13 protein-coding genes are annotated in these 15,608 nt (G+C 59.0%); 3 read left to right on the top strand and 10 right to left on the bottom strand.

Going from position 1 to position 15,608, the window contains the following annotated elements; genetic code table 11:
• Nucleotides 1-71: 71 nt before the first annotated feature.
• The 4 genes from ACEXKH_RS03825 to ACEXKH_RS03810 form a co-directional block, all read right to left on the bottom strand.
• A complete protein-coding gene (locus tag ACEXKH_RS03825; protein WP_373573143.1) occupies nt 72-2,147 on the bottom strand; it encodes an elongation factor G in 2,076 nt (691 codons plus the stop codon).
• A 306-nt stretch (nt 2,148-2,453) separates the two neighbouring features.
• On the bottom strand, nt 2,454-3,218 hold the full coding sequence (locus ACEXKH_RS03820; RefSeq protein WP_118081730.1) for an amino acid ABC transporter ATP-binding protein: 765 nt from the start codon (nt 3,216-3,218) through the stop codon (nt 2,454-2,456).
• Entirely contained in the window at nt 3,211-3,864 is a 654-nt protein-coding gene (locus ACEXKH_RS03815; RefSeq protein WP_117806870.1) for an amino acid ABC transporter permease, read from the bottom strand. Before ACEXKH_RS03815 ends, ACEXKH_RS03820 begins: the two co-directional genes overlap by 8 nt.
• Complete coding sequence (locus ACEXKH_RS03810) at nt 3,864-4,724, bottom strand: transporter substrate-binding domain-containing protein (protein WP_373573142.1); 861 nt, start codon at nt 4,722-4,724, stop codon at nt 3,864-3,866. Before ACEXKH_RS03810 ends, ACEXKH_RS03815 begins: the two co-directional genes overlap by 1 nt.
• A gap of 340 nt (nt 4,725-5,064) precedes the next feature.
• Here ACEXKH_RS03810 and rlmD point away from each other — a divergent pair, with 340 nt between their 5' ends.
• Nucleotides 5,065-6,513, top strand: a complete 1,449-nt coding sequence (gene rlmD, locus ACEXKH_RS03805) for a 23S rRNA (uracil(1939)-C(5))-methyltransferase RlmD (RefSeq protein ID WP_373573141.1) — start codon at nt 5,065-5,067, stop codon at nt 6,511-6,513.
• Nucleotides 6,514-6,578: 65 nt separating this feature from the next.
• Here the strand turns inward: rlmD and ACEXKH_RS03800 are convergent, their stop codons facing one another.
• The 5 genes from ACEXKH_RS03800 to tilS form a co-directional block, all read right to left on the bottom strand.
• Nucleotides 6,579-7,400: a phosphatase gene (locus ACEXKH_RS03800; protein ID WP_373573140.1), complete on the bottom strand. Its 822-nt coding sequence runs from the start codon at nt 7,398-7,400 to the stop codon at nt 6,579-6,581.
• A 159-nt stretch (nt 7,401-7,559) separates the two neighbouring features.
• Entirely contained in the window at nt 7,560-8,750 is a 1,191-nt protein-coding gene (locus ACEXKH_RS03795) for a pyridoxal phosphate-dependent aminotransferase (protein ID WP_373573139.1), read from the bottom strand.
• Between the two features lie 189 nt (nt 8,751-8,939).
• Nucleotides 8,940-11,063, bottom strand: coding sequence for an ATP-dependent zinc metalloprotease FtsH (gene ftsH, locus ACEXKH_RS03790; RefSeq protein WP_373573138.1), 2,124 nt, complete (start codon nt 11,061-11,063; stop codon nt 8,940-8,942).
• A 1-nt stretch (nt 11,064) separates the two neighbouring features.
• Entirely contained in the window at nt 11,065-11,613 is a 549-nt protein-coding gene (gene hpt / locus ACEXKH_RS03785; protein ID WP_117774133.1) for a hypoxanthine phosphoribosyltransferase, read from the bottom strand.
• A 147-nt stretch (nt 11,614-11,760) separates the two neighbouring features.
• Nucleotides 11,761-13,302 (bottom strand): tRNA lysidine(34) synthetase TilS, encoded by a 1,542-nt coding sequence (gene tilS, locus ACEXKH_RS03780; RefSeq protein ID WP_373573137.1) that lies wholly within the window; start codon nt 13,300-13,302, stop codon nt 11,761-11,763.
• A gap of 48 nt (nt 13,303-13,350) precedes the next feature.
• Here tilS and ACEXKH_RS03775 point away from each other — a divergent pair, with 48 nt between their 5' ends.
• Entirely contained in the window at nt 13,351-14,160 is an 810-nt protein-coding gene (locus ACEXKH_RS03775) for an MBL fold metallo-hydrolase (RefSeq protein ID WP_373573136.1), read from the top strand.
• 82 nt (nt 14,161-14,242) lie between these two features.
• Here the strand turns inward: ACEXKH_RS03775 and ACEXKH_RS03770 are convergent, their stop codons facing one another.
• On the bottom strand, nt 14,243-14,674 hold the full coding sequence (locus ACEXKH_RS03770) for an Hsp20/alpha crystallin family protein (RefSeq protein ID WP_195192729.1): 432 nt from the start codon (nt 14,672-14,674) through the stop codon (nt 14,243-14,245).
• A gap of 277 nt (nt 14,675-14,951) precedes the next feature.
• Between ACEXKH_RS03770 and ACEXKH_RS03765 the strand changes: the two genes are divergently transcribed.
• The gene (locus tag ACEXKH_RS03765; protein WP_373573135.1) at nt 14,952-15,419 is read left to right on the top strand and encodes a hypothetical protein; all 468 of its coding nucleotides are present in this window, start codon (nt 14,952-14,954) and stop codon (nt 15,417-15,419) included.
• The last annotated feature ends 189 nt before the right edge of the window (nt 15,420-15,608 follow it).

Genomic DNA, 15,608 nt, shown 5'->3' with positions numbered 1-15,608 from the left:
TCAAATAAGGCCGCCCCGGTTACCCAGGACGGCCTTTTCGTCAGCACCTACATCGCAGACAACGCCACACGCTACTTGGCGCGGCCCTCCTCATAGCGCTCGACCAGCTTGGCCTGAACGTCGTAGGGAACCTGCTCGTAGCCGGCGGGCTTCATGGTAAAGTCGCCTGTGCCGCGCGTGATAGAACGTAGGCGCGTCGAATAATCCGTCAACTCGGCGAGCGGAGCCTGGGCGATGACCACGGTGTCACCGCGCTCATCGGTCTCCATGCCCGTCACGCGACCGCGCGAGGCCGAGATGTCGCCCATCACGGCGCCGGCGTAACTCTCGGGAATGGTCACGGTGATCTCCTCGATGGGCTCCAGCACCACCGGGTCGGCATCGGCACACGCCTTGCGCAGGCCGATGCGAGCCGCCGCGCGAAACGCCATCTCGTTGGAGTCGACGCTGTGATACGAGCCGTCGTACACCGCGACGCGAATGCCCGTGAGCGGGTAGCCGGCAATGATGCCGTCCTTCATGGTCTCCTGGACGCCCTTGTCCACGGCGGGAATCAGCGAGCGCGGAATGCGGCCGCCTACGACCTCATCCACAAACTCGTAGCCGTCGCTCGTGCCGTCGGGCCCAATAAGCGGCTCCACGCGCAGCCAGCAGTCGCCGTACTGACCGGCACCACCGGTCTGCTTCTTGTGGCGGCCCTGGGCGCTCGCCGTGCGGCGGATGGTCTCGCGATACGGAATGCGGATCGGCACGCTCTTGGCCACGACCTTGGTACGGTCCTCCAAACGGTTGAGCAGCACCGAAACCTGCGCCTCACCCACGGCGGAGATGATAGTCTGGCCCGTCTCCTCGTCGCGGTCGATGCTCATGGTCGGATCGGCCTTGCAGGCTTTCTCAATAAACGTGTAGAGCTTCTCTTCGTCGCCGCGATTCTCGGCCTCGATGGCGATACGATACTGAGAGTTGGGGAACTTAAACGCCGCAGCCTCGACCTTACCGGTAATGGAGAGCGTGTCACCCGTCTCTGCCGCCAACTTGGGCGCCACGATAATGTCGCCGGCATAGGCGTGACCGACCTCGGTCATGTCGCGGCCGCACATCACATACAGGTGAGCCAGACGGTCGCCCTTGCGCGTGCGGGCGTTGACCAGCTCAAGACCCGGCTCAAGCGTGCCCGCCAGCACCTTGATAAAGCTGATGCGGCCCTGCTGCGGGTCGGCCAGCGTCTTAAACACAAATGCCACCGGTCGGTCATCGTCACTCGAGATCTTGAGCGAGTCGCCGTCGATGAGCGGCATTTCGCCGTAGTCAGTCGGCGCCGGGAAGTACGTGGCAATGTCGTCCATCAGCGAGTTGACGCCCTGCTCCTTAATGCAATCGCCCGCAAAGACCGGCACAAAGATGCGCTCGGCGATCGCCTTCGACAGCAGGCCTTCAAGCTCCTCCTGCGTCAGCGTCTCCTCGCCTTCCAAGTACTTCATCATCAGCTCATCGTCGGCCTCGGCCACCAGCTCGCACAGATGGTCATGGGCTTCCTCAGCCTGGGCACGATACTCCTCGGGAATCTCCGACTCTACGGCTTCGGTGCCGTTGCAATGGCGCGCCTTCATGCGCACCAGGTCGATAATGCCGTCAAAGTCCTCGCCCTCGCCCCAGGGGAGGGTCACGGCGCCTAGGCGCGTGCCAAAGCGCTCCTGCAGCAGGTTCATTGTGGTCGTAAAGCTGGCCTCGGGACGCGACAGGCGGTTTACGAACACCGCGCGCGCCAGGCGCAGGTCCTCGGCGGCGTACCAAAGCTTAACCGTCGTCGGCTGCGGGCCGGCCTCGGCGTCGACCACAAACAGCGCCGTCTCGCAGACGCTCATCGCGGCAAAGGCGTCGCCGATAAAATCGGGGTAGCACGGGGCATCGAGCACGTTGATGCGGGCGCCCTTCCAATCGATCGGCGCGATGGTCGTCGAGATGGAGAATGAACGCTTGACCTCTTCGGGGTCATAGTCGAGCGTGGGCTTGGTGCCGTCGTGGCCGCCCAGGCGGGCGGTCTTACCGGAAAGGTGGAGCATGGCCTCGGCGAGTGAAGTCTTGCCCACCCCGCCTTGGCCTACGAGCACCACGTTCCTTACGTTGCCGGTCTTGGGAGCACCCATGATGACCTCCTTGCAGGGCCGCGCGCAATGCGCGACGCCAACGGGGAGAGTTCGCAGTCGGTGCCGTCCCGGGAGCAGCACGGTCGGCAGCCGAGCCGACTCACTCTCCAAATGTCCTATGCCACCACCCTACCCTTGCAGTCGCCTGTCCATGCAGACCTTTCGGCACGCGTATGGATACGGGCGGCGAGAGGAGGGGGCGAGTTTGCAAGGCGATTATTGAACCCCGCGGATGCAAAAAGCCGCCGCAGATCATAAGACCTGCGGCGGCTTCACCTCAATAAACAGTTGAGTAAATAGCTGAGCCTACCCCTCGATACGGCTCAAGAACTCGCGCGTACGCTGCTCGCGCGGATGATCGATAACCTGCTCGGCCGGACCCTCCTCGACAATGCGCCCGCCATCCATAAAGACCACGCGGTCGGCAACGTCGCGGGCAAACTGCATCGCATGGGTCACGATCACCATCGTCATATTCTGCGCCGCCAGGTCCTTGATGACGCGCAGAACCTCGGCCGTCAGCTCGGGATCGAGCGCCGAGGTCGGCTCGTCAAAGAATAAGATTTCCGGGTCGAGCGCCAGGGCGCGGGCAATACTCACGCGCTGCTGCTGACCGCCCGAAAGCTCGCAGGGCACCTTGTTCTCGTTGCCCGTCAGCCCCATTTGCGCAATCAGCTCGTGAGCGCGGGCCTCCGCCTGCTCGCGCGGGCGCTTAAGCACGCGGATCGGCGCATCGGTGATGTTTTTCATCACGGTATAGTGCGGGAACAGATTGTAGTTCTGAAACACCAGACCAAACCGCGAGCGCGCCTGTTTAGGAACATCACCCTTTGCGTACACCGCGCCCGAACCCGCATCCGTCGCGACGGCAAGGTCACCAAACGAGAGCGAGCCGCCGTCGAGCGTCTCGAGCAGCGTGGCACAGCGCAGCAGCGTGGACTTACCGCCGCCCGAAGGCCCGATAATCGCCACAACCTCGCCACGCTTTACCTCGAGCGAGATATCCTTGAGCACCTCATTGCCACCAAACGCCTTGCGCGCGTTCGCTATATTCATTACCGAATTAATCATGGTAGTAATCCAATTTTTTCTCGGCAGCGCCCAGCAGCATCTCGACCACAAAGTTAAAGACCCAGTAGATCAGCGCCGCGATCGCAAACGGCACCATGCTCACCTGCGAGGCGACCAGCGCCTTGGCCGTCGAGAACATCTCACCCACGCCAATGGCAAACGCCAGCGACGTGTCCTTGACCAGCGTGATGATCTCGTTGCCCATCGCCGGCAGAATACGCTTGGCGACCTGCGGCATCACGATATACAGAAACGTCTGCATGCGCGAATAGCCCAGCACCTCGGCTGCCTCGTATTGACCGCGCGGAATGGACTGCAGGCCCGAGCGATAGATCTCGGCAAAGTAACCGGCGTAGTTGATGATGAACGCTACGACGCACGCCGTCCACTTGGAATCGGGCGTGAGCGAAATGCCAAACACGTAGTACGGGGCAAAGTAGATGGCAAACATCTGCAGCATGAGCGGCGTGCCGCGCATGACCGAGATATAGATGCGCGCAATCCAGCGAAGCGGCGCGATTTTGCTCATGCGCATAAACGCCACGGGGATTCCCAGCGGAATCGACCCCAGCAGTGTCAGCACAAACAACTGCAAACTGACCAAGAATCCCTGGCCAAGCATCTGCATCATGACCTGAATAGACATTACTTGAGCACCCAATTATCGAAAGATAGACCATAGCTTGAATACTTGTCGCACAGGTCCTTAACCGTGCCGTCCTCGTAGAGCGCCTTGAGCGACTCGGTCACGGCGTCGGCCGACTTGGCGTCGCCCTTCTTAAAGCCGACGGCGTAGTGCTCGCTGGACAGCGGCTCATCAAGCTGCGTATAAGCATCGGGCTTGGCGGCAAGCTGATACTGGGCAATCGAAAGGTCGCAAGCCACGGCATCGACCGCGCCGCTCTCGAGCTGCATAAAGGCCGTGTTGTACTCGCCGATCGTGTCGAGCGTGGCAAACGTCGCCGCCAGATCCTTCTGGTCGCCCTCGAGCACATCCTGCGCAGCGGAATCGGTCTGGGTAATCACGGTCTTGCCGGCAAGATCGTCCCAGCTCTTGATGCCCGCATCCTTCTTTACCACCAGCACCTGCTCGTTGAGCATGTACGGCTCGGAGAACGTGTAGTCGTCCTCGCGGCCCTCCATGGTAAAGCCGTTCCAGATGCAGTTGATGGCACCCGAGTTGAGCAGCGTGTCCTTGGCATCCCAGTCGATAGCCTCATACTCAACGTCCCAGCCCTGCTTGTCGGCAACGGCCTTGGCAAGGTCGAGGTCAAAACCGGTGTACTCGCCATCATCGCCTACAAAGCCGTACGGAGGGTAGGACTTGTCAAAGCCCACCACGAGCTTCTTGGACTCCGCAGCGCCCTTCACGTCCTTGGCTGCGGCAGAACCGGCAGCGGAGCCCTTGCCGGCACCACCGCCGCAGCCGACAAGACCAAGGCCAAGCACCGTGGCGAGTGAGCCGGCTAGACCAACGAACTGACGACGAGACATATCGGTATTCATGGTATTCCCCCCTTGATGGCACTTTAGTTAGGTAAAGTGAGTCATGTAACGTTCAGAATCATACACTTTAGTGAGATGGAGTACAAGGGAGGGTTTGCCCGCTGGGCTCCGGGGCGGGGGTTAAGTTTCCTGCTCTACAGTCCTGCTCACGACGGAGACCACATTAAGTGGCCTCCTGTTCGTGCGGAACTCGCGATAAACTTAACCCCCGCCCCGGAGCCCAGCGGGCAATCATCGTTGTACCTATCACTGATACCAATAAACCGCTTGCATATCGTTTGTTGGCTTGGCACGGTACAATGCTTGTGGCTTTAAATTTATAAATTAGTGGGGTTAATTCATGGCAGAATCTCGTGCGGAGCGTAGGGCTCGTCGTGCTTTGGTGGAGGCGGCTGAGGGGTTGAAGGAGGAGAAATCTTCCAAGAAATCAAAGTCGTCTCAGGATGCGAAGGGTAAGTCGGTCAAGGGCAAGGCTAAGGCCAAGCGTCCCGGCTCTCGTCGGAGCGGGGATAAGGCGTCCCAGGCTCACTCCAAGCGGCCGCATAATGATCCGGTTTCGTCTGCACGTAAGGCTGTGGACCCCAAGTCTCCCTGTTCGATCATGAAATCTTGCGGTGGGTGCACGGCGCTCAATCGTCCTTATAAAAAGCAGCTGGCAGCTAAGCAGGCTGCTATGGAGGAGCTTTTTGCTTCGCTTTGTGAGCGTGAGGGCATCGCTGTTGATCCCATTCGCGGTATGGGCGTCACCCTGGGCGACCCGGGTAAATATCCTGCGCCGCGTGGCTTTCGCCATAAGGCTGCCACTCCCTTTGCTCCCGGTAAGGAGGGCGCTGTCCGTTGCGGTTTCTTTGAGCGCGGCACGCACAAGATCGTTGCCGTACCCGAGTGTCCTGTCGAGGCGCCGGGTGCCCGTCAGATTCTCAACGGCATCGCACGCGAAGCTGAACGGCTGCATATTCCCGCCTTTAATGAGGACAAGCATCTTGGTTTGCTTCGCTATGCCGTCGTCCGCTGCGGTTGGCGTACCGACCAGGTCATGGTTACGCTCGTGACCGCCCAGCGTGACTTACCGCATGCGCAGGAGTTCTTTGAGGCCGTCGCGGCGCTCGATCCGCATATCGTCACCGTTGCGCAGAATATCAACGGGCGACCCGGTAACGCCATCTTGGGCGAAGAGACTCGTATCGTCTATGGCGCCGAGTGCATGCGCGACCAGCTGCTCGGCTGCAGTTTCGACATCTCCCCCACCGCGTTCTATCAGACCAATCCGCAGCAGACCGAGCTGCTCTACCAACTCGCCATCGACGGTATGGACCTACACCAGGGCGACGTGCTTATGGATGCCTACTGCGGCAGCGGCACCATTGGTCTGTGCGCCGCGAAGGATGCCCAAGACAAGGGCGCCGGCATTATGCTGCTCGGCGTTGAGCGCAATCCCGCCGGCATTGCCGACGCACGTCGCAATGCCGAGCTCAACGGCCTCACCCGCAACGCGTGGTTTATGGCCGACGACGCGACCGACTATATCCTGGATGCCGCCGATAACAACGAGCGCGTCGACGTTCTCTCTATCGACCCGCCGCGCGCCGGCTCTACGCCCGAGTTCCTCGAGGCCGCTTGCACGCTCAAGCCGCGACGCATCACCTATATCAGCTGCAACCCTGTGACCCAGGAGCGCGACCTACACCAGCTCCTCGACGGCGGCTATCGCCTACTCAAGATCTCGCCGGTCGACATGTTCCCCCACACCGACCACACCGAAACCGTAGCGGTCCTCGAGCGCCGCTAATCTACCGGCACAAGAAAGGGGCGGCCCGTCTGGACCGCCCCTTTTCGTTGAGCCTATATGCCTCGCTACATACCCTTGCGCAGGTCACATACCCCAGCTGCCGCCATCTCGCGCAGCAGCGTCTCGCGGTCGCGTGTCACGATCAGATCAAGCGGGAAGTGAATCTCGTCGAGCATCTTGCGGGCATGGTCGAGCTTGCCGATCGCCATACCAATGTGCGCGTCGGTCGAAACGCCAATGCCCACACCCAGCTCGGCGCAACGCTCGGCGATCTTGCGGCACACGTCCCAATGCTCGGTATCGGTACCATGCTCAAGACTGTGATTGTTAATCTCGATAATCTTGTGCTTGGCCTTGGCTGCCAACAGCACCTCGTCGATATCGAACGGTACGCCCGAGCGCCCCGTATGCCCCAACATGAACACCTTGGGATGTTCCAAGGCATTGATATACATCTGGGTCGTTTGAGCCAGCGTCGCGCCCTCGGCAAACTGCGGATTATGCACACTTGCCACCAAATAATCCAAATTGCGCGTAACTAAATCGAACAGTGAATGCTGGCGGCTGTACGAATCGCCGGCAATATCGAGCGAAACGGGAATATCCTCGCCAAACAGGCTTCCGTCCAGCGAGACGATATCAGCCTCGGCGCCACGGAGCACCAGCACGCCGCTCCAAATGCGCGGCCAGATATCCTGGTTGATAAAGAACTGGAAACTGCGCAGGTCATTAGGGCAAGGTGTAACCATCGAGCTCAAATGGTCGGCAGAACCAAGCACCTGAAGGCCACGCTCGGCCGCCCAATATATATTCTCCTCGATGGTCGAATACGCATGCGCGGAGAACAGCGTATGAGTATGAATATCACAAGAAAGAAGGTAGGGCATCGGGTCTCCTTATCCGGTATGGCCGTCGCGTATATTCATTGTACGCATAGCCTTCGGCAGTCGTAAAACTGCTTCATCCCAATCACACAACGGCATAGACAACGGGGTCTGGCTTAAAACCAAACCCCGTTTCACGTAAAACATTGTAAGCAGAGCGCTTTACTTTTGACGATACTCGTCGGCCAGCTGCTTCCAGGCGGGCAGTGAGTTGACGATAGTCTCGTAGCTCACACAGTAGCCCAAGCGGAACCAGCCCGGCATGCCAAAACTGTCCGAGGGCACCGCGAGCAGCTCATACTTCTTCGCGCGCTCGCAGAAAGCGTTCGCATCGGGCTCCAGCGCCTTCACCCACAGGTAGAATGCACCATCCGGCTCAACATACGTGTAGCCGTACTCCGCTAGTGCATCGGTAAGCGCGGTGCGGTTGCGCGCATAGGCCTCAACGTCACTCGGCTCATCGATGCAGTCGATAATTACGCGCTGGAAGAGCGCCGGCGCGCACACGAAGCCCAGCGTACGGGCGGCACCCGCAACAGCCGGCATCAGACGCGCAGCCTGCGGATTGGTGTTGGGAACCAAAATCCAACCCACGCGCTCGCCCGGTAGCGACAGCGACTTGGAATACGAGTAGCACACGATGGTGTGCTCGTAGATCGAAGGCACCCAAGGCACCTCGGCGCCATAGACAATCTCGCGATACGGCTCATCCGAGATGAGCATAATCGGGTTCTCGGAATCGCGCTTGGCGTTGACCTCGCGTAAAACACTGGCCAGTCGCGTCAGCGTGTCGCGCGTATACACGGCGCCGGTCGGGTTATTCGGCGAGTCGATGATGACGGCAGTCGTCTTATCGGTAATCGCCTTGAGCACGTTGTCCACACTCAGCTGGAACGTATCTTCATTGGCGAGCGCCTCGACACACGTACAGCCGGCTTTCTCAATCCACACGCGATACTCCGGGAAGTATGGTGCAATGACGATAACCTCATCGCCCGGGTTCGTAACGGCGTTGAGCGTGCAGGTGAGCGAAGCCGCGGCGCCCACGGTCATAAAGACATCCTTGTCCTCATAACTCGTACCAAAGCGGCGGTTGAGCGACTCAGCCACGGCGGTACGGCACTGCGGCAGGCCCGGTGCGGGCGTGTATCCGTGCAGCTGGTCACTCGGAAGCTCCAAGGCCTTCTTAATGGACTCCGCCACGGCAGCGGGCGCCGGAACGCTCGGGTTACCCAGCGAAAAATCGAATACGTTTTCCGCACCAATCTGCGCCTTGCGCTCAAGGCCATAGCTAAAAATCTCGCGGATGATGGAGCTCTCTGCACCGCGAGCATACATGGTTTCGTTGATCATCTGTACCCCTTTCGCATAGGCGCTATTGTACGCTTTAGCTGAGCAAAGTGCCGCAGCAATGTTGATTGGGGACAGACTTAAATGCGTGAAAACACTCATTTAAGTCTGTCCCCAATCAACAGATGGCCCCATATCGCTCAAAAGAAAAAGCCTCCGCAGGTTTCCCCGCGGAGGCTTTCACCACAAAGACTATTTGTCGGCGTCGGTGTCGGCACCGGCATCATCGGCAGTCTCGGATTCGGCCTCGATATCCTCCTGCATGGCCGCCTGCGCAAAGGCTGCGGCATCAGCCGCCAGCTCCTCCTCGCTCATGCGAGGCGCACGCTTCTTGGTCGGCATGCCGGCCGCCTTGGCATTGCGCTCCTCCTTGGCTGCCAGGACATCGCCCTCGCGCTCAAGGTAGGCATCCCACTCGTTGTCGAGCAGGGCGTTCACGGCGTCGCCTTCGACGGTCTCGCGCTCAAGCAGCACCTTGGCCATCAGGTCGAGCTGATCGCGACGGGCATCCAAAATCTCGACCGCACGGCGATGGGCCTCACGCATAATGCGCTGGACCTCGATATCGATGCGGCGCGCCGTCTCCTCGGAGTAATCCTGGTGATCGGCGTAATCGCGACCAAGGAACACTTGATGCTGCGCCTCGCCAAACACTTGCGTGCCGAGTTCCTCGCTCATGCCCAGGCGCGTGACCATCTCGCGCGCCATCTTGGTCGCGCGCTCCAGGTCGTTGCTTGCGCCCGACGTGATGTCGTCGCACATGAGTTCCTCGGCAACGCGACCGCCCAAGAACACGGCGAGCTCGTCGAGCATCTCGTTCTTGGTCTTGAGGAAGTGGTCCTCCTGCGGAAGCTGCAGCGTGTAGCCCAGCGCCTGGCCGCGGCTGACGATCGAGATCTTGTGGACCGGATCGGAATGCTCCAAGATGTGACCCACCAGGGCATGGCCGCTCTCGTGGTAGGCAATCGTGGTGCGCTCGGCTTCGGTCATCACACGACCCTTGCGTTGCGGTCCGGCAATCACGCGCTCCATCGATTCCTCGACCTCGTCCATCGAGATCACGGAACGATGGCGGCGGGCAGCCAGCAGCGCAGACTCGTTGAGCAGATTTGCCAGATCGGCGCCGGTAAAGCCAACGGTCATCTGGGCGAGCTTCTCAAACTTCACGTCCTCGTCCATCGGCTTGTTCTCGGCATGCACGCGCAAGATCTGCTCGCGGCCCTTCACATCCGGACGGTCGACCGTGACCTGACGGTCAAAACGACCGGGACGCAGCAATGCCGGATCCAGGATGTCAGGACGGTTGGTCGCAGCGATCAGAATGACCGACTCGCTCTCCTCAAACCCGTCCATCTCGACCAGCAGCTGGTTGAGCGTCTGCTCGCGCTCGTCGTGGCCGCCGCCCAGGCCGGCTCCGCGCTGACGTCCCACGGCATCGATCTCATCGATGAAGATGATCGACGGAGCCTGGGACTTGGCCTCCTTAAAGAGGTCACGTACACGGCTGGCGCCGACACCCACGAACATCTCGACAAAGTCGGAACCAGAGATGCTAAAGAACGGCACGCCCGCCTCGCCGGCTACAGCCTTGGCCAGCAGCGTTTTACCGGTGCCCGGAGGGCCCACCAGCAACACGCCGCGCGGAATCTTGGCGCCCAGCTTGCGATAGCGGTCCGGATCGCTCAAAAAGTCACGAATCTCCTCGAGCTCCTCGACTGCCTCGTCCACGCCGGCAACGTCTTCAAACTTGACCTTGGGGCGCGTGGCCTCGTTGGTCTTGGCGTTGGTCTTGCCAAACTGCATGTTCCTGTTGTTGGCGCCCATCATCTGGCGCATAAAGTAGAACATAATGGCGATCAGGGCGATCGTCGGAAGCACGCTCATCGCCAAGTCGCCCCAAAAATCGGGATCGTTGGTGTTGACGATGTACTTGGTATCGGGGTGCTCCGCCATAAGCTCGGCAAGCGAATCGGAGCCGACATAGGTCGAGGAGAAGCTCTTGAGCTCGCTCGTATCGCCCCTGTCCTTCTTCGTCTTCCAGTAATGACCCGTCACGCTTCCGTCTTGAACCGTATAGGTCAGATCTTCGACGCGATCCTGCTTGATGGCACTCACCATCTCGCTCGTCGCGAGCTTAACGGTATTGCTGGAATTGGCAAAGCCGGAGCCCATGTTAAAGAAGGCGTAGCCCAGGAGCGCGCAAGCCAAAATAAAATACAGCCAGCCCGTACGCGTGGGCTTCTTGCCTCCGGGCATCCCCGGGATCTTAGGCTCCCGGGGAGTCTGGGAATTGTTATCGTTACGGTCGTCGGGCATCTTACGAATAAACCTCCGGTTTCAAAATGCCCAGATACGGAAGGTTACGATAGCGCTCGGCATAGTCGAGGCCGTAGCCCACCACAAAGGCATCGGGGCAATGGGTTCCAACATACTTGGGCGTGATGGCCGAGGTACGGTCCTCAACGTCCTTCCACAGGAAGGCGGCGACCTCCAGAGAAGCGGGCTTGCGGCTCTCGAGGTTCTTCATCAGATACTTGAGCGTCAGGCCCGAGTCCAGAATGTCCTCGACGATCAGCACGTCGCGACCGCGGATGTCGATATCCAGGTCCTTAATGATACGCACGATACCCGAGGACTTCACACCGTCGCCATAGCTCGAAACAGCCATGAAATCGATGTTGGTCGGCAGCTCGATCTTGCGCATCAGGTCGCCCATAAAGACCACGGCGCCGCGCAGGACCGCAATCAGCACCAGATCCTTACCCGCGTAGTCGCGAGTAATCTGCTCGCCTAGGCGAGAGACGATACCGTCGATATCCTCCTGCGTAAACAGAACCTTCTCGATATCCGGATGTTGAGAAGCCATGACAACCCTTTCTTGTGCTTATCGCCCACACACCGCCGTATGGACGCGAACTTCACATTCTAGCAGCGCACGGGGTATATTTTCCAGCCCGTACGCCATCAGCGCGGGAATACCGTCAACGTCGCACAGAATAGCTGACGTGGAACGCTATTCCGCATCGACCACGCGAAGCAGATACGCCACGCGCGTTGCGGCCGTGCATTTAAAACGCTCGTCCGCGCGAACGCCTGCGACCCATACCACGGCACCTCCCGGAGCCGTTCTCACCACAGGAACGCCTGCGCGCTCAGAAACGGGAATACGAGCCTCGTTGAGCAGGTCGGATATCTTCTTACTTCGCCCACTCATGCCCAACGGACACATCACATCCCCCGGCACGGGACCGTCTACCCACAGACGCGCCAAACGCGCCTCGGCGGGAATCTCCCCGCGCGAGCCGGCGAGCATCCGTTCGCTATCGCGATCGGCAAAGCCCAGCGTCGCGGCATCCACCATAGCGGCCACCCCTCCGGCACCCGCGAGTTCACGGGCACGGCGCACAATATCGCACCCCGGCTCGACGGCCATCGTCTCTGCCACCAGGATGCGGCCCGCCCCCAGCGGCAATCGACCGGGAATGGTGACCCAATCGGCAACCAACCCCTCGCGCGCCGCCGGGGCCTTGAATGACAGTATGCCAAACTCCACGCGCGCATCGATTCCCGCCGGCAGCGTGACCGAACCCGAGCCTTCGGCGACACAGGCGAGCACGCGCTCCACATGCCGCATCTCCGGGCGAGCGTCGGGGTCGATACGCTTAATTGCCAGTCGCACCATGCGCCGAGCAATCACCACCTCGGCCGCGGCCAGTCGGCGAGCGTCAAGGACCAGTGCACCCGCCGCCTCCTTACGCAGGCAGCTTCGAAACGCCTGCGCGGAAAGCTGGGAAAGAAAGGCGTCCTCATCGCCTAAGATCTCGCAGGCGGCGCCAATCGTCTTACAGACGCTCGCGTTGCGCTGCGCCACCACCGGCATCACCCGATGGCGCACGTAGTTACGCAAGTACGACACGTCCTCGTTGCTCTCGTCCTCTCGCCACGGCTGACCATGCACCTGCAGATAGCCCACGAGCTCATCATGAGTCAGATCGAGCAAGGGACGCACCACGATATTCCTCCGGCGAGGAATGCTCGATAGACCAGCGGGCCCCGAACCCTTAATCGCGTTCATCAAAAACGTTTCCGCGCGATCCGAAGACGTGTGCGCGGTGCAGATACGAGCCGCCGTTCGCGGTGCCTCCGTCTGGGCGCAGAGCTCGCGAACATACCTCCGCGCGGCGGCATAGCGCACCTCGCGGGCAGCTGCCTCGATATTGCCCGATTCATCATCAAAATAGGCATGCTCAACACACAGCGGCAAGCCATATTGTGCGCATAGGCCGCGTACAAAGGCCTCGTCGCCATCGGATGCCTCGCCGCGTAGATGATGGTTCACATGCAGCACGTGCAGCCGCTCGCGCGCGATGGAGGCTACACCACGCCCATCCAGAATATCCAACTTTGATGTGCACGCCATAAGGAGCAAAGCCGTCGAGTCCGCACCACCTGATACCATGAGCACCACGGGGGCAGCCGTCTGCCGCGTTGCCAGGGCTTTATCATCAGCCCGCGATGCAGCATGGTGTCCATAATGCTGAGATACCGTTGGCATTTGCTTCCTCCTCTATTCGTTCGCACCCATTGTATCCTTTGGAATCTTATGTCTCGTCTGCACCTTCATATCCTTGGCAGCGGCTCAAAAGGCAACTGCGCGCTCATCGAAGGCCCCCGGGGGCTCATCATGATTGACGACGGTCTTTCTCGCCGCGAGACATTAAAGCGCATGGCAGAACTGGGGCTCTCGGCAGACAACGTCTCGGCTCTTCTCATTACTCATGAGCATAGCGATCACATCAAGGGTCTCGATGTCTGGTGCAAGCACTGGCACGGCCCCCTCTTTGCCAGCAGGGGCACACTTTCGAACAAAGAAAATCTTTCACATCTGCCTGTCGAGGAATTCGATCCCGGTGACACCCTATCCATTGCCGGCATCCACGTGCAAACCTACTCAACATCACACGATGTCATCAATCCTGTCGGCTATCGATTCAATGCTCTCGATGATTCCATCGGCTTTGCCACCGACACCGGAGAGCTATCGAGCCAAGCCATGAACACCCTCAAAGATTGTCGAGTCCTCGCGCTCGAAAGCAACCACGATGTGGCTATGCTGCGCGAGGGAGAATATCCCCGCTTTCTTCAGGAGCGTATCCTGTCTGCAAGGGGACACCTCTCCAACGACCAAGCCGCCGAAGCCGCGCGCGAACTTGTTACCGATCGCACCGAACAGCTCATTGCCATGCATATCAGCCAAGATAACAATCGCCCGAGTCTTACCGTCAAAAGCTATGCCAAAGCTCTAGCCGCAACCCTGGATGACGAGGTCGGCAGCTCCGCCACCCTTCTCCAAGGATCGCGAAATCTCTCGATACGCCCCGCAAGCCAGTATCGGCCAGCAACCATTCAATAGACTGTCCTAGACAGCAAAAGGGGCCGGGAATCGCTTCCCAGCCCCTTCTGTTGTCTTTTAATAGCGCAGAACACCAACAAAGTTAGTCGATGGAGATCTTCGTGACGTTCTTCTTCTCAACGATCTTGGGAACCGTAACGGTCAGGATGCCGTCAGCGTACTTAGCCGAGAGACCCTCGCTCGAAGCATCCTTGAGATACACGCCACGCGTCGCGCTGTACGAGCTGAACTCCTTCTGCAGGAAGTTCTTGCCCTCGTTCTCCTCGTCTTCCTCGACATTCACGCTAATGGAGAGACGGCCCTCGTTAAGCTCGACATCGATATCGTCCTTGGCGACGCCGGTAAGATAAGCCTTGACCTCATAGCCATCGCCCTTATCCTCAACGTCAACGGGGAACGCCTTAGAGGCAATCGAGCCGTTCGCTAGGTCACTCATATCATCAAACAGATCGAACAGCGAGCTTGCAGAGGGACGAACGCCAAAAACCGAACGATAAGGAACCATGCTTGCCATGTTTACCACTCCTTTATAGGACTGCCGAGTCATCTTCTAGGTGACTGGGACTTCTTTTGACGCTCTTATATATGCCCACCCGGTGCTTATATATACATCGACTATAAAGTTTTTTGAGTCAAGTACTATAAGCATATCTAAGTGAGTATGACTCAGGTTTTAGGAAGGTTAAGGTTCTTTGAACCAGAGTTTAAATAACGAGTATGTCCATAGCTACAAATAACAAGGGGCTTACAATGAGCGCATACACGTTGTTGGTAACGAGCTAAAGGGCATCATGGACGACCAAAACCAGAACAATATGTTTATGCCGACGCAGGGGGAAGATACTTCCACGCAGCCGCCACGGTTCCATCGCCCCCACATCTCGCAAGAGCCCATTAATGATCCAGAGCCCGAGTATGTGACGAGAAATCGATATCAAACGCTCGAGGATGCCCAAACGGGGCGTAAGCATATGGGCGTCGCATCGGGCGATCCCGTATATCTGAAAGATGCACCGTTATCAAAAAACAGCGCAATCAATGACGACACGACGAAAACGCCCATAACTCGGCAGCAAAGAGGTCCTCGACCTAAGCAAACATTAACGCATTCGGCTCGTTATCTCGAGACGCCAAAACAAGGGAAAACGATCTTCGTTTCATCAAGTAAACGACGTAAGCAGCATCGACTCCAATTGCTACTTTTGATCATTGTGGTCATAGCAGTTGCCCTTGTGATTCGATTTATTGTCTTAAAATAAAAGCTCATTACCCATAAGCCCAACCGGGCTAGAGGTGAATGCAACTACATTGTGAAGTGTTAACGCAAAAAAGGGGGAGGCCGCGAGGCCTCCCCCTTCTAAGTTCGATGCTACGGCTCGGTGCCGTCCACCGGTCAGCGGCGCCCTGGCCTCCCACGGGCTGACCCCGCAGTACTCTCGGCGCGATGG

The organism is Collinsella aerofaciens ATCC 25986 (assembly GCF_964259375.1).
Taxonomy (GTDB): Bacteria; Actinomycetota; Coriobacteriia; order Coriobacteriales; family Coriobacteriaceae; genus Collinsella; species Collinsella aerofaciens_BO.
The sequence above is the reverse complement of the archived record's forward strand: the minus strand, read 5'-3'. Positions and strand labels throughout refer to the sequence as shown.

Bases quoted from the DNA above. Each gene is read 5' to 3' on its own strand.
- tilS (WP_373573137.1), bottom strand. From the start codon at position 13,302: ATGCCAACGGTATCTCAGCATTATGGACACCATGCTGCATCGCGGGCT.
- ACEXKH_RS03765 (WP_373573135.1), top strand. From the start codon at position 14,952: ATGGACGACCAAAACCAGAACAATATGTTTATGCCGACGCAGGGGGAA.
- ACEXKH_RS03820 (WP_118081730.1), bottom strand. From the start codon at position 3,218: ATGATTAATTCGGTAATGAATATAGCGAACGCGCGCAAGGCGTTTGGT.
- ACEXKH_RS03800 (WP_373573140.1), bottom strand. From the start codon at position 7,400: ATGCCCTACCTTCTTTCTTGTGATATTCATACTCATACGCTGTTCTCC.
- ACEXKH_RS03825 (WP_373573143.1), bottom strand. From the start codon at position 2,147: ATGGGTGCTCCCAAGACCGGCAACGTAAGGAACGTGGTGCTCGTAGGC.
- ACEXKH_RS03810 (WP_373573142.1), bottom strand. From the start codon at position 4,724: ATGAATACCGATATGTCTCGTCGTCAGTTCGTTGGTCTAGCCGGCTCA.
- ftsH (WP_373573138.1), bottom strand. From the start codon at position 11,063: ATGCCCGACGACCGTAACGATAACAATTCCCAGACTCCCCGGGAGCCT.
- hpt (WP_117774133.1), bottom strand. From the start codon at position 11,613: ATGGCTTCTCAACATCCGGATATCGAGAAGGTTCTGTTTACGCAGGAG.
- ACEXKH_RS03770 (WP_195192729.1), bottom strand. From the start codon at position 14,674: ATGGCAAGCATGGTTCCTTATCGTTCGGTTTTTGGCGTTCGTCCCTCT.
- ACEXKH_RS03815 (WP_117806870.1), bottom strand. From the start codon at position 3,864: ATGTCTATTCAGGTCATGATGCAGATGCTTGGCCAGGGATTCTTGGTC.
- rlmD (WP_373573141.1), top strand. From the start codon at position 5,065: ATGGCAGAATCTCGTGCGGAGCGTAGGGCTCGTCGTGCTTTGGTGGAG.
- ACEXKH_RS03795 (WP_373573139.1), bottom strand. From the start codon at position 8,750: ATGATCAACGAAACCATGTATGCTCGCGGTGCAGAGAGCTCCATCATC.
- ACEXKH_RS03775 (WP_373573136.1), top strand. From the start codon at position 13,351: ATGTCTCGTCTGCACCTTCATATCCTTGGCAGCGGCTCAAAAGGCAAC.